The following is a 26,769-nucleotide window of genomic DNA, read 5'->3' as shown; positions in this document are numbered from 1 at the left end:
CGGTTGAGCTTCACCGTGTTCTCGACCACTATCGTCCTTCACCGCCTCGGGGGATCGATGGGCGCGCGCGTCGAGAATGTTGGCCTGGCGAAGGCCCCGAACGGCGCGGTGAGCCTTGCCCCTGGGGTGCTCGCGCGCCTCTGCGCCGCGTTCCCGGTGCTGATCCTCTTCCTGCGCGCCTACAACAAGGCCACGGGCGCTCTGTGGCCGCGACGGACGTCGGTGACCTATTTCGGCGCGCGGATGGAGTGCGACACCCGCGACCTGATCCAGGGCCGCATCGCCCATTTCGGAGTGTGGGAGCCGGACGTCGCAGCGGTGTTCCACGACGTGATCCGCCCTGGCGACGTGGTCGTCGACGTGGGCGCGAACATCGGCTTCTTCACCCTGCTCTCCGCCAAGCTGGTCGGCGAGACGGGCGGCGTGGTGGCCATCGAGGCCTCGCCTCCGATCGCGGAGCGGCTGCAACGTCACGTCGCGATGAACGACCTCAAGAACGTGCGCGTCGCCGCCGTGGCGGTGTCGGATGCGCCCGGTGAGCTGGTTCTCTACGCCGGTCCCACGACCAACATCGGGAAGTCCACCACCGTCGCGACCCGCGGGTTCCGGGAGCAGGCCCGCGTGCCTGCCCTGCCGCTCGATCAGATCCTGACGGGCCAGGAGCGCGCAGCGGTCTCGCTGATCAAGATCGATATCGAGGGCGCGGAGGGACCGGTTCTCAACCGGCTGCTCGACACCCTGGACCTCTACCCGCGGCGGCTGAGCGTGCTGGTGGAGGCGAGCGCGGACGAGGCTCCGGAGACCTGGCACGCCATCTTCGACCGCTTCCGTGCGGCCGGCTTCACGGCGCGCGCGGTGAGGAACCGCTATGACTGGGACTGGTATCTGAACTGGCGCGTCCGCGAGGAACCGCAGATCCTCGACAACCTGCCCAATGTCCAGACCGACATCTTCTTCAGTCGCCAATAGGGCCTGCGCCAACGGAGTCGTGAGTTCCTGCCCGACGATCACCGAATACCAGGAACACCCAGCCGACCTTTGCTGAACCTTTAACCTTCCAGGCTATCCGGTAGGCGGCCGCACACGGGCTGGGGACGACCATGCACGTGACGAAGCGCTACGAGACGCTGGACGGACTTCGAGGCGTCGCGGCCCTCGCCGTCCTGTGGCTGCACATCACCGAGGTGCTGCATGTCGAGCCTCGGCCGGTGTCGGCGCACCTGGGGGTCGACTTCTTCTTCTGCCTGTCAGGCTTCGTGATCGCGCACGCCTACGAGGACAGGCTGAAGACGGTTCTGTCGTTCGGCGGCTTCATGCGCGAGCGGGCGATCCGCCTGATGCCCCTGGCGGCGCTGGGCGCGGTGCTCGGCGGGCTGGTCGTCCTGGCTCGCGTCGTGATCTACCACGACGCTCCGGCGCTGGGCGTGCTTGGAGCCACGGCGCTCAACATGGCCCTGTTGCCGACTTCAGCGCTCTCGGTGACCAACAACTTCACCTTTCCCACCGACCCGCCGCTCTGGTCCCTGTCCTTCGAGGTGGCGATCAATGTCGCCTTCGGCCTGCTGGTCCTGCGCCTGACCACCCCGCGGCTCGCCGCCGTCGTCATCGGCGCGGTGGCCCTGACCATCTGGACGGCGGCGCGCAACGGAGGCTTGGACGTCGGATGGGCCTGGCCCCATCTGGCCGACGGATTTGCGCGGGTGCTGTTCCCGTTCGCGATGGGCGTGCTGCTCCGCCGCCTGCCGGTGTGGCGCAATCACCTGGCGCTCGCCCTGCCGGTGGTCCTGGCGGCCCTACTCCTGGCGCCCAACCTCGGCGCGATGGGCCAGGCCGCGGTGGTGATCCTGGCGGTTCCCGTCATCGTCTATGTGGGCGCGGGCGCCGCCCCCAGCCGCGCGGATGGCGTCGCCCGTTGGCTGGGACTGATGAGCTACCCGATCTACGTCATCCACCATCCCCTGCTGCGGGTCATCCAGCGCGGCGCGGAGATGGTCCACATCCGAAATCCTGCGGTCCTGGTCGCGGCAGGTTTCATCGTCCCGCTGATCGCGGCCTACCTTCTGAACAGGTTCTACGACGTGCCGGTCAGGGCATGGCTGGCGACGTGGACGCCCTGCAGGCGCGCGGCCATTCGTCGGCCCGCGACGTAGAGCCCGAGCGCCGATCCCGGCCGCGGTCTTGGCCGTCCGCTCCGGAGCGGACGGGGCTCACCCCGCGCGCAGGACCTGGTCGACGGCCGCCACGGTGCGGTCCACGTCCTCGCCGGAATGCGCGGCGGAGACGAACCACGTCCCGCGCCCGGTCGGCCGGATCCCGAGCGGGAGCAAGGCGTCCATGAAGCGCTTCTGGCGGGCCGCGTCGGCGCGCTTGTACGAGGCGTAGTCGTAGGTCTCCGGCGCGTCGGTGAACAGCGTGTGGAACACCGCGCCGAACCCCAGCACCTTGAGATTGGCGCCATGCCGGCGGGCGGCGTCTCGGATGCCCGACATGATGTCCTCGCCGGTCGCGGCGATCTTCGAGAAGAGCGCCCCGTCGTCGGCGGTGAGCTCGCGCAGCGTCGCGATGCCGGCGGCGATGCTCACGAGGTTGGAATTGTAGGTGCCCGAATGGTTGACCGAGCCGGCGCCGAAGAGGTCCATGATCTCCGCCTTGCCGGCCAGCGCCGCCACCGGGAAACCGCCGCCGAAGGCCTTGGCGAAGGTCGACAGGTCGGGCGTCACCCCGAACTTGCCCTGCGCGCCCGAGAGCCCCAGGCGGAAGCCGGTGATCACCTCGTCGAAGATCAGCACCACGCCGTACTGGTCGCAGAGCTCGCGCAGGCCCTGCAGGTAGCCGTCGCGCGGCGCGAGCGCGCCGGTGTTGCACATGACAGGTTCGGTGATGATCGCCGCGATCTGGTCGCCGCGCGCGGCGAGCAGCCGCGCCACGGCGCCCAGGTCGTTCCACGGAAGCACGTGGGTGTCCGTGGTGGCGGACACGGCCTGGCCGGCGGTCTGCAGGTGGATCGGGAACGGCAGCTCGCCGGCCGGATCGTTGGCCGGGCCGGAGTGGTTCACCAGAACGTTGTCGAACCAGCCGTGGTACTGGCCTTCGAACTTGATGAAGCCGGGCCGGCCGGTATGGGCCCGCGCGACCCGCAGGGCGGCCTGCACCATCTCCGATCCGGTGAGGCCGATCCGCACGCGCTCCGCCGACGGGATGTGCGCCGCAAGCAGCTCGGCGAGCTCGAGCTCGAGCGGATGCTGACCCGCGAAGAGTTGCCCGAGCGACAAGGTCTCCTGCACGGCCTGGATCACCGACGGCGGGGCGTGGCCGAGAATAGTCGGCCCCATGCCGAGCGCGTAGTCGATGTATTCATTGCCGTCGAGATCGTAGAGCTTCGAGCCGCGGGCGTGGCTGAAGCAGATCGTCGGCGCGGCCAGGCGCACGTTGCTGTTCACGCCGCCCGGGATGAACTTCCGGGCCTTGCGCTCATAGTCTTCGGATTGCACGAGGCCGCGATTGGTCGGCGCAAGGCTAGGGTCCAGCTGAGACAGGGTCGAGCTCCTCTCGTCACTGCGATCACGGCCGCCGGACCGGCCTGCTGAAGGCGCACTCGGCAAGGACGGGGATGACCACGATGTTCCGACTAGCGGAACCGTTGTCCCAAAAATGCAGGCGGCATGCTGCAAAGTCCACTCCAAAATGGAATGGAATCCAGAAATCCTGGAGCTCCCGCGGAACCGCGGACGCGCCGAGGCGCGCGCACGGCGTCAGCCGCGCGCGTCCGCGCGCTGTCAGAAACGATCGCTCTGGGCGTCGCGCCCGGGACCGGCCGTGGAGGCCGGCCGGCTCAGGCTTCGGTGGGCGCCAGCGGCTTTATGGGCGCGATGTTCTCGCCGCTGATTTCCATCGCGGCCACGCGCAGGCTGTCGGCGACCTCCTGGGCCTTCTCCATGGGGAAGCGGCTCGCCACCCCGCTCAGGCTGATGGCGGTGGGCGTGCTCAGGCCCGGCACGAACACGGCCACGCAGCGCCCCTCGGGTTCGTTCTCGCGGTCGTCCACGGCGTAGCCGCTGGCTCGCACCCGTTCCAGCTCGCGCAGGAACTCCTCCGGCTCGGTGATCGTGCGGCCGGTCAGCCTCGGCATGCCGCCGCGCCGCAGCAGGGCCAGCACCTCCTGATCCGAGCGATGGGCGGCGATGGCCTTCCCAAGGGCGGTGGCGTGGATCGACTCCGTGTCGCCCCGGCGCGCCGCCAGGCGCATGGTCCGGGCGCTCTCCAGGATGTCCAGATAGACGATCTGATGCCCGACCAGCATGCCCAGATTGACCGTCTCGTCGTACCGGTCGCGAACCTTGGCCAGGAACGGGCGGGTCCGCTGGATCAGCCGGTCGACGAAGCCGGTCTGCAGCGCCATCAGGCCGATGCCCAGGCGGTAGCGGGAGGAGCGCGCGTCACGCTCCACGAAGCCTTCCGCTTCGAGGACCTGGAGATAGCGGTGGGCTGAGCTCTTCGGCAGCTCCGTGGCCGCCGCCACGTCCAGCAGCGAGACGCCTTCGTCTTCGCCCTGCCCGACCAGCCGCAGGATCGCGCAGGTGCGGGCGACGGAGCGGCCGCCGGACCGCTCCGGATCGCTTTCCGTCCGGCCGCGCGGGCTGCGGGAGGTGTCCGCCGCGGCGGCGTTCGGCAAGGCCCGCACGGCGCGCGCCTTGAGCTCGTCACCCCGCTTGGCGGCGTCGGCTGTGATCTTGGTGTTCATCAGCTATCCATGGGCAGGCGCGCGTCCCGTCAATCGGGACGTACGGTCTATTTGGCCCATGAGCACCGCATGTTCAATCCACGCGTGCAAGTAGATGGGCCGATGCCCGGCCCCTGGCTGCACCGCCCAATCTCATAGCCCGCCCCGCTCATTCCGCGAGCAGGAACCTTCGTCCCACTGTACGGTCCGAAAGTTCCATGCCAGTGTAGGCCTGCGGCGCCGAGCTGTCCCCGTCAGGTCTCGCGGGGTGCGTCTCCCCGATCGTCGCGAACTCGCAGTCCGCCAGCGGGAAAGAGCGTCATGCATTTCGATCTGCTCATCAGGAACGGCCACTACTTCGACGACGCGGGAGACCTGCGCGCCGGCGGCGTCGGGGTCGTCGCCGATCGCATCGTCGCGCTCGGCGACATTCCGGAAGACGCCACGGCGACCAAGACCATCGACGCCACCGACCGGCTCATCAGCCCCGGGTTCATCGACATCCATACGCACTCGGACCTGTCGGCCGTCTGCCAGCCCTGTTGCCAGAGCAAGCTGCACCAGGGCGTCACCACGGAGGTGATCGGCAACTGCAGCCTCTCGGCCTTCCCCCTGAACCAGGCGCATCGCGATCAGCACCGGGAGCTGATGCAGGTCGTCTCGCTGCACGAGACCAGCTTCGACTGGACCGATCTCGACGGCTACGCCCGGGCGGTCGAGGCGGCCGCGCCGGCGCTGAACATCGTGCCGCTGGTGGGACACGGCGCCCTGCGGATCGCCGCGGGACTGGGGGGCGTGGCCGGCCCCTGCCCCGCCCATGTCCGCGGGGGGATGTCGCGGCTGCTCGCAGAGGCCTTCGAGCAGGGGGCGTTCGGCTTCACCACCGGGCTGTCGATCGTGCCCTCCTGCTACGCCGACCAGGAAGAGGTCCAGGAGCTGGTGAACCTGACCAGCGCCTACGACCGCATGTACGCCACGCATATCCGCGCCAGCGGCGTGACCGAGCTCGAGGCCTTCAACGAGGCGGCGGCCACCACGCGGGCCTCCGGCGTGCGCCTGCAGTACTCGCACCTGGCGATCAATCAGCCGTCCAACTGGGGCAAGGGCGGCGAGGTCCTCGAGCGGTTCCACAAGCTGCGCGCCGACGGCGTGGATGTGGCGTTCGACGTCTATCCCTATGACGCCTCGTCCTCGTCGCTGTCGCAGTACCTGCCGTCCTGGGTGCAGGCCGGCGGCCTGGAGGCCATGCGCGAGCGCCTTCGCGATCCGGCTACCCGCCGCCAGGCCCTGGCCGACGCGGGCCAGAGCTGGTGGGCCGTCGAGGGCCCCTGGCGGTGGGAGCGGTTCATCGTCTCGGCCGCGCCGCCGCAATGCCACGAGATGATCGGCCACTCGATCGCCGAGCTGGCCGACGGGCACGCACTTTCCGGCGAGGAGCTGGCGCTGCGGCTGGTCGAGGAGTTCGGCAACGAAGTGCACGTGGTCCTCCACTATCGGGACGAGGCCGACGTCGTCAGCTTCATGCGCGATGACCTCGCCATCATCGGCTCGGACGGGCTGGCCCTGCCGGCCAGGGACGACGGCAGCCGCGTGCACCCGCGCAGCTTCGGCTCCTTCCCGCGGGTGCTCGGCCGTTACGTGCGCGACCAGGCCGCGCTGACGCTCGCCGAGGCGATCCGGAAGATGACCTCCGCCCCGGCCGACCGGTTGAAGCTGCGCGATCGGGGCCGCCTGACGCCGGGGTGCTTCGCCGACATCACCATTCTCGATCCCAGCCGCGTGAGCGACCGCGCCACCTTCACCAATCCGTTCGAACTGGCCGAGGGCGTCGAGGTGGTGGTCGTCAACGGCGCGGTCGCGCTCGAAGCCGGCGCCGAGACCGGCGCGCGATCGGGGCGCCTGCTTCGATACGCCGCCTAGAATCCCGACCGGTCCGGGCCGTTTCGTCGACGCGGCCGGGACCAGAACTCGCATCCCAACACAGAGCACGACCATGGAAGCAGCGAAGAGCCTGGCGACCGCGCAGGGCGACCTGCAGGGCGAGTACGCCCTGTCCTCGCGGATTTCGACGCCCCTGATGGTGGTGCGGGAAACCGCCCTCGACTGGAACATCGAGCTGATGGCGGCCTACTGCCGCGATCATGGCGTCGACCTGGCGCCGCACGCCAAGACGACCATGTCGCCCGAGATCGTGCGACGGCAGCTGGCGGCCGGCGCCTGGGGCGTCACGGTGGCGTCGGTCTCGCAGGCCATCGCGCTCGGCGCCCAGGCCGGTCCCCGCATCCTGATCGCCAACGAGGTGGTCGATCCGGCGGCGATCGCCTGGCTCAACTCCACGCTCAGCAACGCCGGGCCGACCGTCTACTGCTACGTCGACTCCCTGGAAGGCGCCGAGCGCCTGGCGCGAGGCGTTACGGGGGGCGTCCTGCCGGTGCTGCTCGAGGTCGGACTGTCGCAGGGCCGGGCCGGCGTCAGGACCCGGGAGGCGGGGCTGGAGGTGGCGCGTCGTATCGCCGCGTCCCCGCATCTGCGGCTGGCCGGCGTCGGCGGCTTCGAGGGCATCCTCGGGGGCTCGACGCGGGATCCCGCCGTCGACGAGGACGTCCGCGGCTTCCTCCGCCGCATCTGGTCCCTGGCTGCGGAGCTCGTGGACCTGGGCCTTTGCGGGCAGGACGGCGAGGTCATCCTGACGGCCGGCGGCAGCGTGTATTTCGACCTGGTGGCCGAGGAGCTGACGCGGCCCCTGCCGGGGGCGACGACACGCGTTGTCCTGAGGAGCGGCTGCTACGTCACCCACGACCATGGCGCCTACGCCGCGCTGACCCCGTTCCGCGATCCGCATCCGGCGTTTCGGCCGGCGATCGAGGTCATCAGCACCGTCCTGTCCTGCCCCGAGCCGGGCCTGGCCATCTGCGATGTCGGAAAGCGCGACGTCCCGTACGACGCCGGGCTGCCGACGGCCCTGGCGGTCATCCCCGGGGGCGACGGGCCCCGTCGAAGCGCTGACGGCGTCGAGCTTGTGCGGCTGAACGATCAGCATGGCTTCCTGTCATGCTCTCACGACCTGCAGGTCGGCGACGTGGTGATCTTCGGCGTCTCCCACCCCTGCACCGCCTTCGACAAATGGCGCGTCGTTCCGATCGTCGACGACGCGCTGCGGATCGTCGAGCTGGCCCACACCAGGTTCTGATCCCGGGAGCGCAAAGGCGCACGCTTCCCGCACAGCCGAGCGGCAGACCTGCCCAGTTCTCGCGCAATTCGTCCCATCAAACGGCACATTTGGCACATTGCGTCCCTGTCTACGGGACGGTAGGTTATCGCTACGTGGGATATCTGTCCCGCTCACCAAAACATTAGGGAACATCGATGAGGGTGCAACTCACGCAAAAGCGAAAGCTCTGCTGCTCGGCCGCCGCTTTCGCGCTGATCACGTCGGTCGGCTTGCCAGCGGCCGCCCAGGAGGCCGCAGACAAGCCCGTCACTCAGGTGGAGGAGATCGTCGTCACCGCCACGAAGCGCGCGGAACGCCTGCTGGACGTGCCGATCAGCATCAGCGCCTATGATGAGAAGTCCCTCGACAAGAGCGGCGTGCGCGACGTCAACGGCCTGGCCGCGATCACGCCGGGACTGACGTTCCAGTCGACGGGCGTGACCAACAACATCACCATCCGCGGGGTCGCAGCCGATGCGCTGCGGGGTCCCCCGACCACGGCGATCTACATCGACGACGTGCCGCTGCTGTTCAACAAGGGGTTCGGCACGACCACCGTGCCGACGCCCAAGATCTTCGATCTGGACCGGATCGAGGTCCTTCGCGGTCCGCAGGGCACCTTGTTCGGCGGCAGCGCCATGGGCGGCGCCGTGCGCTTCATCACGCCGCAGCCGAGCCTGACGAGCTCCAGCGGCTACGCCCGCGGGGAAGTCGCCGACACCAGCGGCGGCGGCCTGTCGTATGAAGCCGGGGCGGCGGTCGGCGGACCGATCATCCAGGACAAGCTCGGCTTCCGCATCAGCGCCGACTACCGCCGGGACGGCGGCGTGGTGGACAACTACAGCTCAATCCCGGGCGGGGTTAATCAGAAGAACACCGACTATTCGGACACTTACGCGATGCGCGCGGCGCTCGCCTATGCGCCGACCGACAATGTGACCATCACGCCGTCGCTGTATTACCAAGACGTCAAAACGAACAACCGCTCGTTCATCAACGAAGCCGCGTCGAACCCGCACAACCACCAGTACATCGCGACGAACCTCATGCTGTCTCCGTCGCGAGACAAATTCTTCCTGCCGTCGCTGAACATGTCGGTCGACCTGGGGGCCGTGAAGTTCACCTCGATCACCGCCTACCTGAGCCGCGACAGCAACCAGACGGCGGACTACACCACCTTCGTGCCGTCCATCGTCAACGGTCCGCAGCCGACGTCCGCTGCAAATATGAGCCAGTTGCAGCTGAACTCGACGCAGCGGAACTTCTCGCAGGAGTTCCGTCTGGCGAACACCGATCCCAACGCCCGCCTGAAGTGGACGGTGGGCGCGTTCTACCGGCGCTCCGTCGTGGACGGCGTCCAGCAGATCTACTCACCCAACTTCGGGAACTACATTCAATCGAGCTTCGGCAAGACCGTGGAGCAGAAGTTCGGCCACGGGATGGCCAATGGCGTCTACTCGCTGTTCTCCCAGCAGGGGTTCGTCGACAAGGAAATCGCCGCTTTCGTCGACGCCGAATTCGCCCTGACCGATCAGCTTTCGATCGCGGGCGGGGTCCGGTTCTCGCACCTCGAGCAGAACTTCTACTACGTCGGCGCCGGTCCCCTCACCGGGCTTGCGTCCTTCCAGGGATCGGCCAAGTCGTCGCCGGTCACGCCGCGGATCTCGTTGAACTACAAGCCGTCGCGCGACCAGCTGTTCTACGTCTCGGCGGCGAAGGGCTACCGGGCCGGCGGCGCGAACACGCCGCTGTCGGGCTTCGCCCAGCCCGGCTGCCAGACGGCGCTTTCCGGCTATGGCGACACCACGACCTACGCGCCGGACTCGCTGTGGAGCTACGAGGCCGGCTCGAAGAGCAGCCTGTTCGGCGGCCGCGTCCGGGTTGACGCCAGCGCCTTCCATATCGACTGGAAGAACATCACCAACAACGTGACGGTGGCGGCCTGCAGCGGCAACTTCCTGGCCAATCTGGGCGACGCCTCGGTGAACGGCTTCGACCTGGGCGTCACCGCGAACCCGGTGAGGAACCTCACCCTGTCGCTGGCGACGGGCTACACGTCCGCCACCTACAGCAAGGGCGCCGCCCTGGGCTCCAACGTCTTCACCCGCAAGGGTGAGCAGATCGCCGATACGCCGCCATGGAACGTCAGCGTCGCGGCTGAATACTCGTTTGATCTGCCGCACGATGCGTCGGGCTATGTGCGCGTCGAAGACCGCTACAGGAGCATGAACGACGGCTCCTTCCCGTTCCTCAACCCGACGGACAAGCTCTACAACCCGGCCCTCGTCGTGAACCCCATGGTGAACACGCTCAATGCGCGGTTCGGTGTGACCCGGCAGGGCTATGACATCTCGGTGTTCGCCGACAATATTCTCAACGACAACTCGGTCCTCGACATCCAGCGGAGCCCGCTCATCGGCTTCCCCTACAACGGCGGCCATCCGGTCCAGCCGTTCACCGTCGGCCTGACCGCCACCAAGCGCTGGTAGTCCACGACCGCCGCCACTGAAGCCCGCCGGCGTTTTTCGCCGGCGGGCTTCTTGTTGTCCGCCGCTCAAACGACGACTGCGGATGGGGCCCTGCGGCGCGCCGTCTGGCGTCGCGCAGGACGGGCTTGGAGGGGGTTATTGGCGGTCGGCGCTGCGGACCGGCAGCGGCAGTCCGAGGGCCGTGCGCCCGTCTGCCGGCCGGACGCGATCGGCGACCCCGCTCTGCGGCGGAGCGGCCTCAGCTGGCCGCCGGCTCCAGGGCCGGAGCCCTCGCCAGGGTGTCCTCCCGCGCCAGATCGCCGACGATCCGGCGGGCCGCCAGCACCATGGCCGCGGCTCCCGCCGCGCCGGCGGCGACCACCACCCAGAGCAGGGCCGCCCTCAGCGAGGCCGAGCCCAGGTGCGGCCGCAGGGCGTCGCTCAGCGCGCCCGTCGCCAGCGGCCCAAGGCCCAGGCCGATCCCGTTGGAGATCAGTTGCAGCAGGGCCGTGGCGGTGGCGCGGCGCTGCGGCGGCGTCATGTCCTGGACCAGCGCGAACGTCGGCCCCTGGCTCGCCGGCATCAGGAAGAAGGCGACGGCCAGCGCCGCAACGCACAGCGGCGTCGAAGGCGTGGACAGGGCGACCGCGAGCACGGCCACCGTCACCACGATCAGCCCCGCCACCGAGATCAGCACCGCCGGGCCGCCGCGCTTGCGGATCCAGTTGGTGAGGGCGCCCAGCACGGTCACGCCGACCACCCCGCCGACGCCCCACGCGAGCGCCAGGAACAGCACGATGTGATTGCGATCGAAGCCGTGCGACCGGGTGAGGAAGGCCGGAACCCAGCCCTGGACGCTGACGATCAGCGCCGAGAACAGGCCCGAGCCGATGCTGATCCAGCGGAAGGATGGGATGCGCAGAAGCCCGGCCATCGCGGTCCCGAAGTGTTCGTGCGCCGCCTCGGTGGCCCGGCGCTGGGGTTCGCGAATGACAAGGGCGACGACCAGCGCCACGATCAGGCCGCCCGCGCCGGCGCCCCAGAACACGGTCCGCCAGCTCACGTTGGCGCCGAACAGGCTGATGGCCAGCAGGCCGGCGGTGGTGCCGCACAACGCCCCGGCAATGAACAGCGACATCGCCAGCGGTCGACGCGCCGGGGGAAATCGATCGGAAAGGATGGACACCGAAGCCGGCGTCGGCCCCGCCTCGCCGATGCCCACCAGCACGCGGGCCAGCAGCAGCGAGACAAAGCCGCCGGCCATCCCGGAAGCCACCGTCGCGGCGCTGAAGATCACGATGCTGATGATGATCAGGCGCTTGCGGTTCCACCGATCGGCAAGGCGCGCCATGGGCAGGCCCAGGGCGGCGTAGAAGATGGCGAAGGCCAGGCCGGTCAGCAGCCCGAGCTGTGCGTCCGAGAGGGCAAGCTCGCGTTTGATCGGCTCGACCAAGAGGGTGAAGATGCTGCGGTCGAGCGCGTGAACGCCGTAGGCCGCGGCGAGCGTCGCCAGGGTGATCCAGGCGGTTCTATCGGTGCGCGTCGGATCCAGAGGCTTGGCGGTCATCGTTCATCCCATCCGCGCCGGACTCCGCCCGGCGGCCGTGTGGTCAGCGCAGCGCCGGCGGCATCACCGCCACGCATTCGATCTCGTACTTCAGCACCTCCGGCAGGCAGTTCGTGATCGTGGTCCGCGCCGGAAACGGGGGCCGGAAGTATTCGGGATAGATCCTGTTGAAGGCCGCCACGTCCGCCGGGTCGCGGACATAGTTGCGGGTCTGCACCACATACTGCAGGCCGCTGCCGGCCGACTCGAGCACCCGGCGGAGGTTGTCGATGGAGCGGCGCACCTCCCCTTCGAAGGTGTCGGTGACGATCGCCCCCGCGGAGTCGACGCTGGCTTGCCCGGAGACGAAGATGAGGTCTCCGAAACGCGTGCACGGACTGAACGGAAGGTGGCTATGGGGCGCGTCGGCCTGGGCGGGGTACTCGATCACTGGGAAATGTCTCCGCTGGTGAGGGGGAAGATCGGCCGCCGGACCTTGCGATAGGGCAGCGACGCCAGGTCGGACGTGCAGGGCCCGCGGGTGCGCACGGTGTAGCTGGCGGCTGCAATGGGGTCGTAGGCCCGCCGGTGGCCGACCGCCGCCTTGATGCCGATGAAGCTGAACGTCTCTGGATCGAGGCCCTGGCTGCGCCATTGGCCGAGATCGAACGGCGCAATCTTGTGCGAGGTGAGCAGCAGGGTGAGGCCGCGGTGACGCACCACCGCCGTCGGGCCCATGTCGACGTTGAGCCCGGTGATGACGGCAAGGTGGCTCTGCCGGTCCTCCAACTGGAAGCGTCCGTCGGTGATCGAAACGAGCACCACCTCGAGCCGGACCGGTCCGGGATCGAGCTCGCTTCCCTTGCCCCCGATCTCCAGGGCCAGGCTCTCGCCGGGCGCGATCGAGCTCAATCGGGCGACCGCGTCCGGATCATTGATCGCGATCGCCGCGTTCGGCAGCTCGTGGCGAAGGAAGGCCCGAAGGACATCGGTGCAATCCCCGGGCGCGCCGCCGCCGATGTTGTCGGCCGGCTCGACGATCAGGATCGGCCCGGCTTCCGAGGCCGCCAGCGTGGGCAGCACCTGGTCCAGCTCATGCTCCACCGGCATGCCGTTGTGGCGCAGGCTCCAGGCGAGCTCCGCCAAGGCGTCGAGGCAGCGCTCCGCGGCCGCCGTGTCGCCGTCCACCAGGGCCGTGAAGGCAAGGCCGGCGAACGCCACGTCGGCGAACGCGAACCCCGCGACGACATTGATCGCGACGACCTCCGGGGTCTCCGCTTCGAGGCGGCGCGCCAGGAGCTCAAGCTCGCGCATGGGCGCATCGGCGGTCCCCTGCCCGGTCGGCGGCAGCAGGATGGGACTGCGCCGCACGAGGGTGACGGGGCGGCGGCCGGTGCGCAGGTGACGGGCCAGAAGCTCGCAGCCCTGGCGGCCGCGCTCGAAGGCGTCGATGTGCGGGTTTTCGCGGTAGCAGACCAGCCCGTCGGCGTTCTGCGCCATGGCGTCCGACAGGTTGGTGTGGAAGTCGATGACGCCGTAGACCGGCAGCGTCTGCGCACCCGGGACCGCACGGATGCGGGCCAGCAGTTCGCCCTCCGCGTCGTCCAGCTGCGACGTGACCATGGCCCCGTGAAGCGAGACGAAGACGCCATCCAGCTTGTCGGAAAGCGCCTCGACCAGCGCCGCCTCGAAGGCCTGCCAGAAGGCCTCGAAGGCCTCGTGCTCCACAACCCCCGACGGTGTCGCGTCGAAGGCGACCGCCGGGACGATGTCCCAGCCCAGCGCGTCGGCCGCCGTGAGGAACCCGTCGATCGGGGATGCGTCGCCACGACGGGCGAGCAGATCCGCCCCGCGGTAGATGGAGAAGTCGGCCAGTCTCGTCTGGTCCTGCACGAAGGTGTGGGTTTCGTGGAAGAGGCCGCCTAGCAGCACCCGGGTCATGTTTGCTCGCGGTTGAAGGGGGGTGGTCGGGCTGGTCATGCGTCCGCTCACCAGAGGGTCCAGCCGCCGTCGACGACGATCTCGGCGCCGGTGATGAAGCTGGCCTCCGCCGACAGCAGGAAGTTGACCGCGCCGGCGATCTCGTCCGGCCGCCCCATGCGGCCGAGCGGCGTGGCGTCGCCGAAGGTCTTGCGGGCTTCCGGGCTGAGCCGCTGGCGCTCCACCTCGACCATCCCCGGCGAGACGGTGTTCACCCGGACATTGAACGGCGCCGCCGCCGCGGCGAGTTCACGCGACAACATCCGCAGAGCCCCTTTGGCCGCCGAATAGGGCAGCGGACGTGTCGGCCCATCGGTGTCGGAGGTCGGAAAGCTGTAGTAGGCCGAGCGCAGCGCCACCTTGCCGTACACCGAGGCGATGTTGACGATGGCGCCGCCGCCGGTCTTCGACATGACGCGGATCGCCTCGGCGCTGAGCAGCGACACCGACTCGACGTTCAGCGCCAGCGCGGCGCGCCAGGCCTCCGGATCCTGGGCGAACAACGGGGTGGTCGCCGCGCCGCCGGCATTGTTGACCAGTCCCCGGAGCGGCAGGCCGGTCTGGCCCGCGGCGGCGAAGATCGCCTCACGGTCCGCGCCCGCCGTCACGTCGGCGGACAGCGAGCTCGCCCGGCCACCCTCGTCTGCGATCGCGCGCTGCGTCTCCGCCAGCATCTCGGCCCGACGGCCGACGAGCAGGCAGTGGGCGCCGCTCTGCGCCACCCGCCGAGCCGTCGCGCGGCCGATGCCCGAGCCGGCGCCGGTGATGATGATCACGCCTTTTCCCGGGGCGCTCATGGAACGGCTCTCCTGATGCTGGCCTGCTCCAGGGCCACCGCCGCCCTGATCGCAGCCGTCGCGTCCTGCGGGGTGACGACGAAGTCGGCGCCGTCGAGCACGGCCTCGACAAAATGCTCCACCTCCCGGCGGAGCAGGCCCTCAAGCCGCCCGTAGATGGTGGGCCAGGCGGTGGCTTCGACTTCCTGACCGCGCTCCGAATTCCAGGACGTGAGACCGCCGCCCGGGGCGAAGGTGATGCGGATCACGCCGCCCTCGCAATGCGCCTCGAATTCCGTCGAGCGGCCCCCGGTGTCGGGCAGGGTCCAGCCGGTCGATACCTGAAACCCGACGCCGTTGGAGAGCTGGCCAAGGCTGAGGAAGGCGCTCGACCCGCCCGCCGATTCCAGCGCCTGGGCGCCGTCGATCGACTGGATCGACGCGCCGCCGATCCACTGGATCAGGTCGATGTGGTGGATCGCGAAGTGCCAGAGCGGGCTGGTCGTGTGCCCCACCCGGGCGCCTAGGGACCTCGTGCTCCAATGTCTGGCCGTGAGCAGGAAGGCCTTGCCCAGTTGGCCGGACCGGATGACCTCCGCGGCCTGCGCGTAACGGGCGTCGAAGCGGAGCATGTGGCCCGGCATCAACCGTCCGCCATGGCGTCGGGCGGCCTCAGTGATCGCCTCCGCATCCTCGACGGTCGTGGCCAGCGGCTTTTCGACGAGCACGGAGAGCCCCGCTTCGAGGGCGATCTCCGCCGGCCGCCGGTGGCTGGGATCGGGGGTCGCGATGATCGCGGCCTGCGCGCCCGTCTCGGCTATGGCCCGGGCGAGATCCGTGAAGGCGGGAACCTGCAGGGCGGCGGCCGCCGCCTTGGCGGCGTCTTCATTGAGGTCCACGACCCCAACCAGCTCAGCGGACCTCAGGCCCTGCACGGCGCGCGCATGCAGCAGGCCCATGAAGCCCACGCCCACGACAATGACCTTGAGCCTGCTCATTCCGCCTCGAAAGGTGGCTATCCCGTCGGGTGGAACTAGTGTCTCAATATTACCGGTCTGTCCAGCGGCCTCTGGCCCGACGGAGGCGTGGGCCTCACAGCCGATAATTGAGACACGAATTCCAAGGAACAGAACACATGCGGAGCGTCAGCCCGCCGGCAGGACCTCGATGACCTGCACCCCGTGCGTCTCGCAGGCCGCGACCAGGGTCGGATTGGTCATCCGGTCGGTGACCAGGACGTCGATGTCGCTGATGTGGCCGATCCGGACGGGCGCGGGCCGCCCGAGCTTCAGGCCGTCGGTGGCCAGGATCACCGAGCGCGCGTTGTGGATGATGGCCTGGGAGACCTGGACCTCGTTCATGTCGAAATCCAGCAGCGTGCCGTCCTCGTCCAGCGCCGAGGCGCCGATGATGGCGATGTCGACCTTGAAGTTGCGGATGAAGTCCACGGCGAAGGCGCCCACCGCCGCGCGGTCGAAGTGCCGGACGCGGCCGCCGACCACCACCACCTCGATGCCCGGGTTCCGGTAGAGCAGGTCGACCACGTTGAGGTTGTTGGTGATCACCAGGAGCCCGGTCCGCTCGGCGAGCGCGCGGGCCACCTCCTCGGTGGTGGTGCCGATGTTGATGAACACCGAGGCGCCGTCGGGGATGAGCGCGGCCACCGCCTTGCCGATCGCCCGCTTCTCCGGTTGGGCGAGCTGGCGGCGCGCCTCATAGGAGAGGTTGTCGATGCCCGAGGTGATCACCGCGCCGCCATGGACGCGGGCCAGCAGGCTGCGCGACGACAGGTCGTTCAGGTCCTTGCGGATGGTCTGCACGGTGACGCCGAGCTGGTCGGCGAGCGCCTCCACGGTGACGCGGCCCGTGCGCCGGGCGATGTCGAGGATCTGGTTGTGCCGGCGCGCAATCGGACCTGACATCTTGTGGACGAACGCCTCCGGGAACTGCGCGGAACCTGGACGACAGGCTCGCTTCGAACAAGGCGCCACCGCGGCGGAACCGGGATCAGGCGGCGCAGGCGCCCAAGAGCCGGGCGCCTGCGCGATGTCCCTCAGAACCGATAGTCGATCTCGACCCCATAGCGGCGGGGGTACGGCGGCACGATGAAGGTCTGCAGGAAGGTCAGCCGGTCGGCGCCGACGATCCCGGCCGGGACGTGGTTGTCGTTGAGGTTCTTGCCCCAGATCGCCAGCTCGTAATTGCCGCGCTGGTAGGCGATACGGCCGTTGGCCTCCCAGTGCGCCTTGGTCGAGGAGATGTCGTCGTTCTGCACGGTGTAGAACTGCTTGCCGACCTGGTTGGCGTCGCCGTGGAACCGCAGGTTGGCGTCGCCGGGCAGCGGCAGGACGTAGTCGGCCGAGATGTTGAAGGACTCCTTCGGCGCCTCGATCAGCTGGTGGCCCTTGAGGTTCTGCACGATCAGCGTCCCGGTCACGCACGGCGGCGTCGACGGGAACAGGGTGCTGTTCGGGCAGGTCGCGTCGAGCGTGAGGTCCGTGTACTCGGTGTGCAGCAGGCTGGCCCCGGCGCTGACCGTGAACTCCGGCGTGATCCGGGCGATCGCCTCGATCTCCAATCCGTAGAGGGTGGCGGCCCCGGCGTTGATGACGTTGGACTGGCCGATGCTCACCGTGTTGATGAACTGCTGGTCCTTGTACTGGTAGTAGAAGGCCGACGAGTTGAGCGTCAGGCGCCGGTCGAACAGCTGGGTCTTCAGGCCGACCTCGAAGGCGTCCAGGTGCTCCGGCTGCGAGACGTTGATGTCGGCCGGGTTGAACAGCGCGCTGCCGTTGATGGCGCTGCTGCGATACCCGCGGGAATATTGCGCGTAGCCCATGATGTCGTCGGAGAACTTGTGGCGGACCCCGATGCGGCCGGTCGGCGCGGAGTCGTCGTAGCTCTTCACCGGCTGGTTCGGGATGCCCGGCGCGCCGGTCCCCGTCACGCTGAAGTTCGAGATGTAGCCCTTGTCGTGGGTCCAGCGCAGGCCGGCGTAGAGGCTGTCGGCCTTGGTCAGGTCGTAGGTCGCGTCGGCGTAGACCGCCGCCGAGGTGCGCGTCTGGTCGTAGTTCTGGAACCGGGTGATCGCGCCGGCGAAGAAATTCCAGTCGGTCCGGATGATGGTGATGTCGTGGCCGTAGTAGACGCCGGCGATGAAGTTGAACGGCCCGGCTCCGTGGCTGGAGATCCGCAGGTCCTGGCTCTGCTCCTGGGTGGTGGCGTAGAAATCGATCGCCAGCAGCGGCGCGATCGAGGCGTCGCCGTCCACCTTGTTGAGGAAGAAGCCCTTCACGTACGAGGTGATCGAGGTGACGGTGTAGTCCCCGAACTGCTTGTCCATGGTCAGCGTGGCGCCGTCGCCCTTCACCCGGATCTCACCGTCGGTGCGGTCGGAATAGTCTTCCCACGGGCCGAAGGCCGCTCCGGTGAGCGGGTTCACCCGCGGATTGACCCCGAAGGCGTTCGTCCCGCCGGGGCCGAGGCCGACGTTGGTCACCCCGATGTTGGTCGGGTTGGCCCGCTCGGTGAACAGCCGCAGGGTGGCGTCGAAGTCGTCGGTCGGGCGGTAGCGCAGGCTTACCCGGATGGCGTGGTTGTCGATCGACGACAGGTCGCGGCCGTTGGGGTTGGCGTTCTTCACCCAGCCGTTGCTGCGCGAGGCGTTGAAGGCGACGCGCAGCGCCAGCTTGTCGTCGATCAGCGGCACGTTGATCGCGCCGTTGCCGTGGAAGTAGCTGTTGTTGCCGGCCTGCAGGCTGAGGTCGCCCTCGCTGTCGAACACCGGCTTCTTGGTGATGAAGTTTACCGCCCCGCCGGTGGTGTTCTTGCCGTAGAGGGTGCCCTGCGGACCGCGCAGCACCTCGACCCGCTCCAGGTCGAAGATCTGCGGCCCGCCCAGGAACTGGCTGGCGACGAACACCTCGTCATAGAAGATGCCGGTCGGCGAATTGCTGTTCAGGTTGAAGTCGGGCGTGGCGACGCCGCGCATGGAGAATTTCGGCTGGTCCTCGTTGCCGAGGTTCGAGACCCGCAGGTTCGGCGTCTGCCGGGCGATCTCCGTGCCGCTGTTGATGTTCATCTCGCGCATCTGCTCGCCGCCGAGCACGGTCACCGAGACCGGCACGTCCTGCAGCCGTTCCTCGCGCTTCTGCGCGGTGACAATGACCTCGGTCACCGTGGCGGTCCGCGGCGGCGGCGCCTCTGCTGCCTGGGCCGCGCCTCCGAGGGCGAACGCGGCGAAGCCGGCCGTGGCCAGCAGCATACGCCGCTGGCCCATATGGGTCCTGAACATGACGCCTCCCTGCGCTCTCGTAGAGCGATGCTTTCGTTTTCCGAAAATCTGGTGCGACGTTCCGAAACAATCCGCGGGAAGTCAACGACCTTCAGAGGGTGAAGCGGCCTTCTAAACTGGGGCGAGACCGAACATGCGGCCCGGATGCTGATGGCCCGGCCGGTGCAGTTGACACCCGGGCGCCGACTGCGCAGGTTTCGGTTATCGACAAAAAACGATAATACGTGGGGGAGCACGACATGGCGCGACGTTCTGCTGGAGCACCGGGCGCCGTCCTGCTCGCGATCGGACTGCTGCTGATGGTGGCAGGCGTGGCGATCGCCGCGCTGGTGCAGACCTCCGGCGGGATCCGGGTCCGCGATGTCCGCTGGACCGGCGCCGACGGCGCGCCGATGGCGGCGCTGCTCTACGTTCCGCCCAACGCCACGCCGAAGACCCCCGCGCCCGGCGTGCTCGCCGTCCACGGCTACATCAACACCCGCGAGACCCAGGACGCGTTCGCGATCGAGTTCGCGCGGCGCGGCTATGTGGTTCTGGCCATGGACCAGCGCGGGCACGGCCATAGCGGCGGCGGCGCGACCACCGGGGGCTTCGGCGGCCCAGATGGCCTGCGCTACCTGCGCGCCCTGCCCTTCGTGAACCCGAATGAGATCGGGCTGGAGGGCCACAGCATGGGCGGCTGGACGGTGCTGGCCGCCGCCGCCGATCAGCCGGACGGGTACAAGGCGCTGGTGCTGGAGGGTTCCTCGACCGGCAAGCCCTTCGCTGCGGAAGGGACTCCGACCTGGCCGCGCAACCTGGCGGTCGTCTACAGCCAGTTCGACGAGTTCGCGCCGCTGATGTGGGGCGTCGACCGGGCGCGCGACGTGGGGTCCAGCCGCAAGCTCCAGCAGGTTTTCGGCGCGCCGGCGCCGGTGGCGGCGGGGAAGGTCTACGGCGATCTCGCCGCCGGCACGGGGCGGACGCTCTACACGCCCTTCACCACCCATCCGGGCGACCACATCTCCCCGGAGGCGGTCGGCGACAGCCTCGACTGGTTCGCGCGCACGCTCCAGGGCGGGACGCCGCGGCCGGCCGGCGATCAGATCTGGCCGTGGAAAGAGTTCGGCACCCTGGTGGCCCTGGCCGGGTTCTTCGCCGCCCTGCTCGGACTCTTCGACCTGCTCCTGCGGCTGCCGGCGTTCGCCGGCCTGGCCGCAGCCCCGGAGCCGGCGCGCGAGCGGCGCGGGCCCGGTTGGTGGACCCTGTTCCTCCTGACCGGCTTCGTCCCGGCGGTGAGCTTCTTCGCCCTATTGCTGGTCGCGCCGCCGCTGATCACGCCGTCGGCGATCTTTCCGCAGGCGATCACCAACCACCTGGTGGTCTGGGCGCTGCTGAACCTTGCGATCGCCCTCTTGCTGGGCTGGCTGCTAGGGCGGCCCCGCGCGCGGTTCGACAACCGCTGGGGGCCCGCCCTCGGCATCGCGGTGGTGACAGTCGTCGCCGGCTACGGCGCGCTGGCGCTCGCCAACAGCCTGGCCAACGTAGACTTCCGCTTCTGGGTGGTGGCGCTGCGCCCGATGAGCTTGCGCCAGTTCCTCGCCTTCCTGGCCTACGTCGTCCCGTTCACCGCCTTCGTGCTGGTGGCCTTCCGCGGCCTGGCCGGGCTGATGGTGCGCGGCGACAGCGCATGGCGACAGTACCTGACGGCGATGGTCGCCCTGCCCCTGGGCTTCGTGGTCCTGACCGGCGCGCAGTATCTGGCGCTGTTCGCGACGGGGCGGCTGCCGCTGGCGTTCGAAGCCCTTAACGCCATCGTCTCGATCCAGTTCGTACCGCTGCTGGCGATCCTCGGGCTGATCGCCGCTTTCACCTGGCGTCGGACGAACAGCTACGTCCCCGGCGGCCTGATCGGCGGCCTGTTCGTGACCTGGTACATGGTCGCCGGGACAGCGACGCACTTCGCGAGCTAGCCACACGAGCCTCGGCTGTCAGCCTGCGTCCACCCGAAGCGCAGGTAATGCGGCATCGCAGCATTACCTGCGCCGCAGCACGGCCGTTTTCGGCGTCTCCCGCCGGCGGCGGCGACATCGCAACAGCGAACAGGTCCGGAACGATCGCCTCCGCGAGGACTTCAGACACCAAACCAAGGAGACGATCATGGCCGCCGCTGAGAAACTCGACGCCGTCGCACTGCTGAAGGCCGATCACCGCAAGGTGGAAGACCTGTTCGCCCAATTCGAAGCCGCCAAGGGCGACGGCAAGAAAAAAGCCCTCGCGGAGCAGATCTGCATGGAGCTGACGATCCACACCAAGATCGAGGAAGACGTCTTCTACCCGGCTTGCGAAGGCTCGGTGGAAGAGGACCTCCTGAAGGAGGCCTACGTCGAGCACGACGGCGCCAAGGTGCTGATCGCCGAAATCGAAGCCGGCGGCCCGGACGACGAATTCTACGAGGCCAAGGTGAAGGTGCTCTCCGAGCAGATCGAGCACCACGTCGAGGAAGAGGAAAAGCGGGTCGAGGGCATGTTCAGCCAGGCGCGCAAGGCCGGTCTCGACATGGATGCCCTGGGCGAGACGATGGCCGCTGAGAAGAAGCAGCTGATGGCCGCCTACAAGTCGGGCGGCCTGCCCAGGCCGGAGACCTCGACCCTGCAGTCCACCGCCATCGGCGAGGCGCCGCGAGCCTAGGTTTCCTGAAACGTCGCGACGCAGAGGCGACCGGCGCGCCGGTCGCCTTTTGCGTGGCGGTCCCCCCGAGGTCAGAGTTGTCCGCAAGCAAGACCAAGCGTTCGACTACCATCGGCCCGCACGAACGGGCCGACCGGCTGCGCGACGCCCGCAACCTGAAGATGGCGCGCTCGGCGCACGCCTATGTGCGAGGCTCGACCGCGAAGTTCTACGAATGGCTCGACGCCACGCCCCACGCGGCGCCGGAGGGCCCGCCGATCTGGATCTGCGGCGACTGCCACGTCGGCAACCTCGGCCCCCTCGCCGACTATGAAGGTCGGGTCGCAGTCCAGATCCGCGACCTGGACCAGACGGTCATCGGCAACCCGGCCCACGACCTCATCCGGCTTGGCCTGTCCCTCGCGTCGGCGGCCCGCGGGTCCGACCTCCCCGGGGTCACCACGGCGCGCATCCTCGAACATCTGATGGTCGGCTACGAAACCGCCATGGCTGGGGAGTTCGACGCCGACGGTGAGAAGGCGCTGCGACCCGAAGCCATTCACGGCCTGCTCGACCGCTCAGTCCGCCGCCGCTGGCGCCACCTCGCGGCCGAGCGCCTCGACACCGTCAAACCCATGGTCCCCCTGGGCAAGAAGTTCTGGGCGCTCACGGACGAGGAGCGCGCCGCGCTCGGCGCCCTGTTCGAGCAGGATTCCGTCCGGGCCCTGCTCACCAAGCTCCAATCCCGAGATAGCGGCGATGCGGTTTCACTCGCGGACGCCGCCTACTGGGTTAAGGGCTGCAGCTCGCTCGGCCGCCTGCGGTTTGCGGCGATGATCCGCATCGGCGAGGGAAAATCGGCGACCCTGTGCCTGGTGGACCTGAAGGAGGGCGTGGCGGCCGCCGCGCCGCGCGCCGCAAACGTCGCGATGCCGCCTGACAACGCCGTGCGCGTCGTCACCGGCGCAAGGGCCCTGTCCCCCAATCTCGGCGAGCGGATGATGGCCACGCGGCTCCTCGACAAGCCGATCATCCTGCGGGAGCTGATGCCGCAGGATCTCAAGCTGGAGGTCGAGCAACTGACCCAGGCCAAGGCCACGGCCCTGGCGGCCTACCTCGCCGGCGTTGTCGGCAAGGCCCACGGCCGCCAGATGACCGCCGATCAACGGGCGGCCTGGCAAGCCGAGCTCTCGCGGGCCCGCTCAACCCAGCTGGATGCGCCAAGCTGGCTGTGGTCGTGCGTCGTCGACCTGCTGGGCATCCATGAGCGCGCCTACCTGGAGCATTGCCGCATGTTCGCGTTGGACCACGCCGCCTGAGCTGCGGTCGAGCTGGGCTTCATGATCCTCCGGCGGGAACGACCTTGGCCGTGAGTGATTAGACAAGCTTGGCTGGAGGCGCGCGAGTGCTCTTGGAACCCGGTGAGACCTGCTGGCGGCGCGAGACCTCGGGGCGCGCCGCCCTGCTGATCGACATGGCGGACTATTTCGACGCGGCGATGAAGGCCATGCGCAAGGCCCGCCACACGGTGCACCTGCTGAACTGGGCCTTCGAGCCACAGACCCTGTTCCACCCGCAGGAGGGTTGCGCGGGTCCCGACGAGGACAGGATCGCGAACTTCCTCAAGGCTCTGGCCCGGGACAACACCGAACTCGACGTCCGCGTGCTGTGCTGGAAATCCGCGCTCCCGGTCGCCGCCACCCAGCACTGGTTTACCTTCGCCGATCGGAAGGTGTTCGCCGGATCCAAGGTGAAGTTCGTCCTCGACGGCAAGCTGCCGCTCGGCGCCTGCCATCACCAGAAGGCCATCGTCATCGACGACGCCATCGGGTTCTGCGGCGGCGGCGATATCGGCCCGGACCGCTGGGATACGCCGCAGCACCTGGACAATGACCCGCGCCGCGAAAAGACCCGGCACGCGCACGGGAACAGCGACGACGACTTCGACAGCCGCCACGAGGTGATGGGGCTGGTCGAGGGCGCGGCCGCCAAGGCGCTGGGCGCGCTATTCCGCGAGCGCTGGGCGCGGGCGACGGGCGAGATCTTGCCCGAACCCCCGCCGACCCGGCCGGCGTGGCCGGCGGGCGTGAAGGCGCAGTTCGAGCGCATCGAAGTCGGGTTGTCCCGCACGGTTCCGGCCTGGCGGCGCCAGCCGGAGGTGCGCGAGGTCGAGCGGCTGCACCTGGCGGGGATCGCCGCGGCCGAACGCTGCATCTACATGGAGAACCAGTACTTCACCTCGCCGCTGATCGCCGCGGCCCTGGCGCGCCGGCTGGCGGAGCCCGACGGGCCCGAGGTGATCCTGATCGGTACGGAGCATTCGCCCAGCTACTTCGACCAGGCGACCATGGACCGCACGCGGGTGAGGTTCGTCGAGACGCTGAAGCGCGCCGACAAGTCCGGACGGTTCCAGGCCTATAGCCCGGTGACCACCCTGGGCCGGATCATCATTGTCCATGCCAAGCTGACGATCATCGACGACCGGCTGCTGAGGATCGGCTCAGCCAACATCAACAACCGCTCCATGGGCTTCGACACCGAGTGCGACATGAGCTTCGAGGCCGGCGGCAGGGCCGGGACCGGCGCGCGCCGCGAGATCACCAGGTTGCGCACCCGGCTGCTGGCGCACTGGCTGGGCTGTGACGAGGCGGTCATGGAGGCCGCGATCGGCAAGGCCGGCGGTGTGGTCGCCGGGGTCGAAGCCCTGCGCAACGCCGGCTACGTCCGGCTGAGGCCCGTCCTGCTGCCGCCGGTCGTGGGCGTGGCGGCCGTCATCGCGGACTATCACGTGGGCGACCCGTTCAGCTCGCGCGACTCCTGGCGCTGGTGGCGCCGCAAGGCCGAGTCCGCACGCGCGGCGCGGCGGGGGCGAGCTGCGGCGAGGACGTGACGGACGGCCGGGTGAACCGCAAACAACGGCGCGTCCCGGCGGCGTTCAGCGGCCGGCGCCTAGGGTGTGGGTGATCCGACGCCATTCCGCTTCTGGAACGCGCCGCATTCGGGAGATCGAACATGTCCATGAAGGCGATGCTGTTGGCGGCCGCGACGGCCGCATCCCTGTTGGCGCCGGCCGCGGCCATGGCGCAAGACTATGGCCGCTACAACGACGGCTGGCGTCGGGCGCCGCAGAGTCAGTCCTGGCGTGAACAGCCGCGCGGTGACCGCTACGGCCGGGCTTACGCCGCCGCCTACGGCGACGCCTATTACAACGGCGGTCACGACCGCCGCGACCGTCAGTGGGCCTATTCGAACGATCGCCGCAATCAATGGGACCGGCGCGACCATCGGTCCCACGGTCACGATGGCGAGGGTTACCGCTACTGAACCACGGCCGGTGACCGCAGACCGGACTCCGCCGCCGCCTCTGCGGCGGCGGAGTGGCCTGCTGCATGGGCGCCCGCCTCGCTCCGAAGCAACGCGCTCAACACGCTGGAAGCGCGCCCTATTTTCAGCTGGCTCGTGAGCCGACGCAGGATCAAACCTCAAGCTTGTGCGTTGCGAGGTACCAATTGCTCAAAGCGGGCCTGGATGGCGATAGAGCTGGAAAAAGACACCTCGGCTGACGTCAAACCGACCGAGCGTCCGCAGCTTCGGCTGGTGCGGAGCCGGCCCCTGCGGCTCCTCGCCACCGTCGCGATCCTGGCGCTCGGCGCGACCGCCGCGGTGGCCCAGGAGCGCGGCCCCGAGCCGCAGCCGAAACAGGAGAACCCGCCGCCGGGAACGCAGCAGGCGGACGAAGGAAGGTCGGCGCCGCCGCAGAGCTGGGCGCTGCATGTGCAAAGTACCGATATCCTCCAGCACTACGGCGCGTTCAGCAGCCCCTACGAGGGCGGGAACAGCTTTCGGCCTCAGGCCACGTGGGGAAATACTGTCGACGCGACCCTCTACGCGGGGATCGCGCCGTGGTCCGGCGCCGAGATCTGGGGCAATCTCGAGATGTACCAGGGCTATGCCCCGAACAACACGCTGGGCGCAGCCGGTTACGTCAACGGCGACGGCGCCAAGGTCGGGCGCAGCCACCCCTACGCCCGCATCGCCCGGCTCTTCATCCGCCAGACCATCGCTCTCGGCGCGGAACGTGAGGACGTCGACGCCGACCTGAACCAGCTCGGCGGCTCGCGCGCCCGGGACCGGCTGGTGCTTACGGCCGGGAAGCTCAACGCCACCGATGTCTTCGACACCAACAAGTACGCCCACGACCCGCGCCACGACTTCATGAACTGGTCGCTGATCGACGCCGGCAGCTTCGACTACGCCGCCGACGCCTGGGGCTACACCTATGGTGCGGCGGCCGAGGCATACCGGGGTGACTGGACGTGGCGTGCGGGCGTCTTCGATCTGTCGATCGTCCCCAACAGCGGCGTGCTCACGTCCGATTTCAGCCAGTTCCAACTGGTCGGCGAGGCCGAGCGCCGGTTCTCGCTGCAGGGACATCCAGGCGCCCTGCGTCTGACCGGCTTCGTCACCCGCGGGCGGATGGGGCGCTATGACGACGCGGTGCAGCTATCGGCGACCACCGGACAGCCGGCCGACACGGCCCTGGTGCGCCACTATCGCAGCCGTCCAGGGCTCCACCTCAATCTGGAGCAGGAGGTGGCCAAGGATATCGGGGTGTTTGCGCGCTGGGGATGGTCCGACGGAACCTATGAGTCCTACGAATACACGGACATCGACCATACGGCTCAGGCGGGGATCTCCATCGCGGGCTCGCGCTGGGGCCGCAAGGACGACACCTTCGGCGCGGCGTTCGTGGTCAACCAGCTATCGGGGGCAGGCCATCGGTACCTGAACGCGGGAGGGCTGGGAATTCTGGTCGGCGACAGCCGCCTTCCCCGGCCCGGCGCCGAAGACATCGCCGAGGTCTACTACAGCCTTTCTCTCAGGAAGGACGTGACGGTGACGCTGGACGATCAGCTCGTCGAGCGACCGGCCTATAATCGCGATCGCGGCCCGGTGAACGTCGTCGGCCTGCGCCTCCATCTCCAGCACTGAAGGGGTTTGGACGCCGGCGGGCGTCGGGCGACAACGCGCTGCGCGCGGTCGCGCGCCGTAGGATCGTGCTTACCGCCCCCGGGGTCGGTCAGGTCACCAGCCGAATAGCCTGAACGCCAGGTCGACGACCGCA

Annotated in this window: 20 protein-coding genes; 11 read left to right on the top strand and 9 right to left on the bottom strand. The window is 68.9% G+C overall.

Annotation, left to right across the window (positions count from 1 at the left end; all coding sequences use genetic code 11):
* Positions 1–15: 15 nt before the first annotated feature.
* On the top strand, positions 16–969 hold the full coding sequence (locus tag DJ021_RS13590) for an FkbM family methyltransferase (RefSeq protein WP_133255017.1): 954 nt from the start codon (positions 16–18) through the stop codon (positions 967–969).
* Between the two features lie 131 nt (positions 970–1,100).
* Positions 1,101–2,150, top strand: coding sequence for an acyltransferase family protein (locus DJ021_RS13585; RefSeq protein WP_111458057.1), 1,050 nt, complete (start codon positions 1,101–1,103; stop codon positions 2,148–2,150).
* A gap of 57 nt (positions 2,151–2,207) precedes the next feature.
* Here DJ021_RS13585 and DJ021_RS13580 read toward each other — a convergent pair whose 3' ends face one another.
* Both DJ021_RS13580 and DJ021_RS13575 read right to left on the bottom strand, forming a co-directional pair.
* Complete coding sequence (locus DJ021_RS13580) at positions 2,208–3,491, bottom strand: aspartate aminotransferase family protein (protein ID WP_111458056.1); 1,284 nt, start codon at positions 3,489–3,491, stop codon at positions 2,208–2,210.
* Positions 3,492–3,832: 341 nt separating this feature from the next.
* Entirely contained in the window at positions 3,833–4,741 is a 909-nt protein-coding gene (locus DJ021_RS13575; protein WP_111458055.1) for an IclR family transcriptional regulator, read from the bottom strand.
* Positions 4,742–5,041: 300 nt separating this feature from the next.
* On the opposite strand from DJ021_RS13575, the gene DJ021_RS13570 reads away from it, so the two are divergent.
* From DJ021_RS13570 to DJ021_RS13560, 3 genes are all read left to right on the top strand, one after another.
* Positions 5,042–6,640, top strand: a complete 1,599-nt coding sequence (locus DJ021_RS13570; protein WP_111458054.1) for an N-acyl-D-amino-acid deacylase family protein — start codon at positions 5,042–5,044, stop codon at positions 6,638–6,640.
* A 73-nt stretch (positions 6,641–6,713) separates the two neighbouring features.
* Positions 6,714–7,910, top strand: a complete 1,197-nt coding sequence (locus DJ021_RS13565) for an alanine racemase (RefSeq protein ID WP_111458053.1) — start codon at positions 6,714–6,716, stop codon at positions 7,908–7,910.
* A 182-nt stretch (positions 7,911–8,092) separates the two neighbouring features.
* On the top strand, positions 8,093–10,420 hold the full coding sequence (locus DJ021_RS13560; RefSeq protein WP_165837217.1) for a TonB-dependent receptor: 2,328 nt from the start codon (positions 8,093–8,095) through the stop codon (positions 10,418–10,420).
* A 238-nt stretch (positions 10,421–10,658) separates the two neighbouring features.
* Here DJ021_RS13560 and DJ021_RS13555 read toward each other — a convergent pair whose 3' ends face one another.
* The 7 genes from DJ021_RS13555 to DJ021_RS13525 all read right to left on the bottom strand — a co-directional run bounded on the left by DJ021_RS13555 (position 10,659) and on the right by DJ021_RS13525 (position 18,995).
* Entirely contained in the window at positions 10,659–11,966 is a 1,308-nt protein-coding gene (locus DJ021_RS13555) for a spinster family MFS transporter (protein ID WP_111458051.1), read from the bottom strand.
* A gap of 43 nt (positions 11,967–12,009) precedes the next feature.
* Complete coding sequence (locus DJ021_RS13550) at positions 12,010–12,396, bottom strand: RidA family protein (protein ID WP_111458050.1); 387 nt, start codon at positions 12,394–12,396, stop codon at positions 12,010–12,012.
* The gene (locus DJ021_RS13545; protein WP_111458049.1) at positions 12,393–13,886 is read right to left on the bottom strand and encodes a M81 family metallopeptidase; all 1,494 of its coding nucleotides are present in this window, start codon (positions 13,884–13,886) and stop codon (positions 12,393–12,395) included. The genes DJ021_RS13550 and DJ021_RS13545 overlap by 4 nt, the downstream gene beginning before the upstream one ends.
* A gap of 47 nt (positions 13,887–13,933) precedes the next feature.
* A complete protein-coding gene (locus DJ021_RS13540) occupies positions 13,934–14,722 on the bottom strand; it encodes an SDR family NAD(P)-dependent oxidoreductase (protein ID WP_111458048.1) in 789 nt (262 codons plus the stop codon).
* Positions 14,719–15,699, bottom strand: a complete 981-nt coding sequence (locus DJ021_RS13535) for a Gfo/Idh/MocA family protein (RefSeq protein ID WP_111458047.1) — start codon at positions 15,697–15,699, stop codon at positions 14,719–14,721. The genes DJ021_RS13540 and DJ021_RS13535 overlap by 4 nt, the downstream gene beginning before the upstream one ends.
* A 147-nt stretch (positions 15,700–15,846) precedes the next feature.
* Positions 15,847–16,623 carry a DeoR/GlpR family DNA-binding transcription regulator gene (locus DJ021_RS13530; RefSeq protein ID WP_111458046.1) on the bottom strand — a complete coding sequence of 259 codons (777 nt, stop codon included), beginning with the start codon at positions 16,621–16,623 and terminating at the stop codon, positions 15,847–15,849.
* A 131-nt stretch (positions 16,624–16,754) separates the two neighbouring features.
* Positions 16,755–18,995, bottom strand: coding sequence for a TonB-dependent receptor (locus tag DJ021_RS13525; protein WP_111458045.1), 2,241 nt, complete (start codon positions 18,993–18,995; stop codon positions 16,755–16,757).
* Between the two features lie 239 nt (positions 18,996–19,234).
* On the opposite strand from DJ021_RS13525, the gene DJ021_RS13520 reads away from it, so the two are divergent.
* The 6 genes from DJ021_RS13520 to DJ021_RS13495 all read left to right on the top strand — a co-directional run bounded on the left by DJ021_RS13520 (position 19,235) and on the right by DJ021_RS13495 (position 26,636).
* Positions 19,235–20,947: an alpha/beta hydrolase family protein gene (locus DJ021_RS13520; protein WP_111458044.1), complete on the top strand. Its 1,713-nt coding sequence runs from the start codon at positions 19,235–19,237 to the stop codon at positions 20,945–20,947.
* 187 nt (positions 20,948–21,134) lie between these two features.
* Entirely contained in the window at positions 21,135–21,665 is a 531-nt protein-coding gene (locus tag DJ021_RS13515) for a hemerythrin domain-containing protein (RefSeq protein WP_111458043.1), read from the top strand.
* 77 nt (positions 21,666–21,742) lie between these two features.
* Positions 21,743–22,963 carry a DUF2252 family protein gene (locus DJ021_RS13510; protein WP_207801846.1) on the top strand — a complete coding sequence of 407 codons (1,221 nt, stop codon included), beginning with the start codon at positions 21,743–21,745 and terminating at the stop codon, positions 22,961–22,963.
* 86 nt (positions 22,964–23,049) lie between these two features.
* Complete coding sequence (locus DJ021_RS13505; RefSeq protein ID WP_243626022.1) at positions 23,050–24,534, top strand: phospholipase D-like domain-containing protein; 1,485 nt, start codon at positions 23,050–23,052, stop codon at positions 24,532–24,534.
* A 122-nt stretch (positions 24,535–24,656) separates the two neighbouring features.
* Positions 24,657–24,968: a hypothetical protein gene (locus DJ021_RS13500; protein ID WP_111458042.1), complete on the top strand. Its 312-nt coding sequence runs from the start codon at positions 24,657–24,659 to the stop codon at positions 24,966–24,968.
* A 204-nt stretch (positions 24,969–25,172) separates the two neighbouring features.
* The gene (locus DJ021_RS13495) at positions 25,173–26,636 is read left to right on the top strand and encodes a carbohydrate porin (RefSeq protein WP_111458041.1); all 1,464 of its coding nucleotides are present in this window, start codon (positions 25,173–25,175) and stop codon (positions 26,634–26,636) included.
* Positions 26,637–26,769: the final 133 nt, after the last annotated feature.

Origin of the sequence: Phenylobacterium hankyongense, from assembly GCF_003254505.1 — a bacterium.
Taxonomy (GTDB): Bacteria; Pseudomonadota; Alphaproteobacteria; order Caulobacterales; family Caulobacteraceae; genus Phenylobacterium; species Phenylobacterium hankyongense.
This window is presented reverse-complemented; position numbering and strand designations above follow the sequence as displayed.

Excerpts from the sequence above, each read along its gene's own strand:
- DJ021_RS13530 (WP_111458046.1), bottom strand. The coding sequence starts at position 16,623 with ATGTCAGGTCCGATTGCGCGCCGGCACAACCAGATCCTCGACATCGCC.
- DJ021_RS13535 (WP_111458047.1), bottom strand. The coding sequence starts at position 15,699 with ATGAGCAGGCTCAAGGTCATTGTCGTGGGCGTGGGCTTCATGGGCCTG.
- DJ021_RS13495 (WP_111458041.1), top strand. The coding sequence starts at position 25,173 with ATGGCGATAGAGCTGGAAAAAGACACCTCGGCTGACGTCAAACCGACC.
- DJ021_RS13555 (WP_111458051.1), bottom strand. The coding sequence starts at position 11,966 with ATGACCGCCAAGCCTCTGGATCCGACGCGCACCGATAGAACCGCCTGG.
- DJ021_RS13515 (WP_111458043.1), top strand. The coding sequence starts at position 21,135 with ATGGCCGCCGCTGAGAAACTCGACGCCGTCGCACTGCTGAAGGCCGAT.
- DJ021_RS13520 (WP_111458044.1), top strand. The coding sequence starts at position 19,235 with ATGGCGCGACGTTCTGCTGGAGCACCGGGCGCCGTCCTGCTCGCGATC.
- DJ021_RS13540 (WP_111458048.1), bottom strand. The coding sequence starts at position 14,722 with ATGAGCGCCCCGGGAAAAGGCGTGATCATCATCACCGGCGCCGGCTCG.
- DJ021_RS13565 (WP_111458053.1), top strand. The coding sequence starts at position 6,714 with ATGGAAGCAGCGAAGAGCCTGGCGACCGCGCAGGGCGACCTGCAGGGC.
- DJ021_RS13525 (WP_111458045.1), bottom strand. The coding sequence starts at position 18,995 with ATGTTCAGGACCCATATGGGCCAGCGGCGTATGCTGCTGGCCACGGCC.
- DJ021_RS13500 (WP_111458042.1), top strand. The coding sequence starts at position 24,657 with ATGTCCATGAAGGCGATGCTGTTGGCGGCCGCGACGGCCGCATCCCTG.
- DJ021_RS13585 (WP_111458057.1), top strand. The coding sequence starts at position 1,101 with ATGCACGTGACGAAGCGCTACGAGACGCTGGACGGACTTCGAGGCGTC.
- DJ021_RS13570 (WP_111458054.1), top strand. The coding sequence starts at position 5,042 with ATGCATTTCGATCTGCTCATCAGGAACGGCCACTACTTCGACGACGCG.
- DJ021_RS13575 (WP_111458055.1), bottom strand. The coding sequence starts at position 4,741 with ATGAACACCAAGATCACAGCCGACGCCGCCAAGCGGGGTGACGAGCTC.
- DJ021_RS13545 (WP_111458049.1), bottom strand. The coding sequence starts at position 13,886 with ATGACCCGGGTGCTGCTAGGCGGCCTCTTCCACGAAACCCACACCTTC.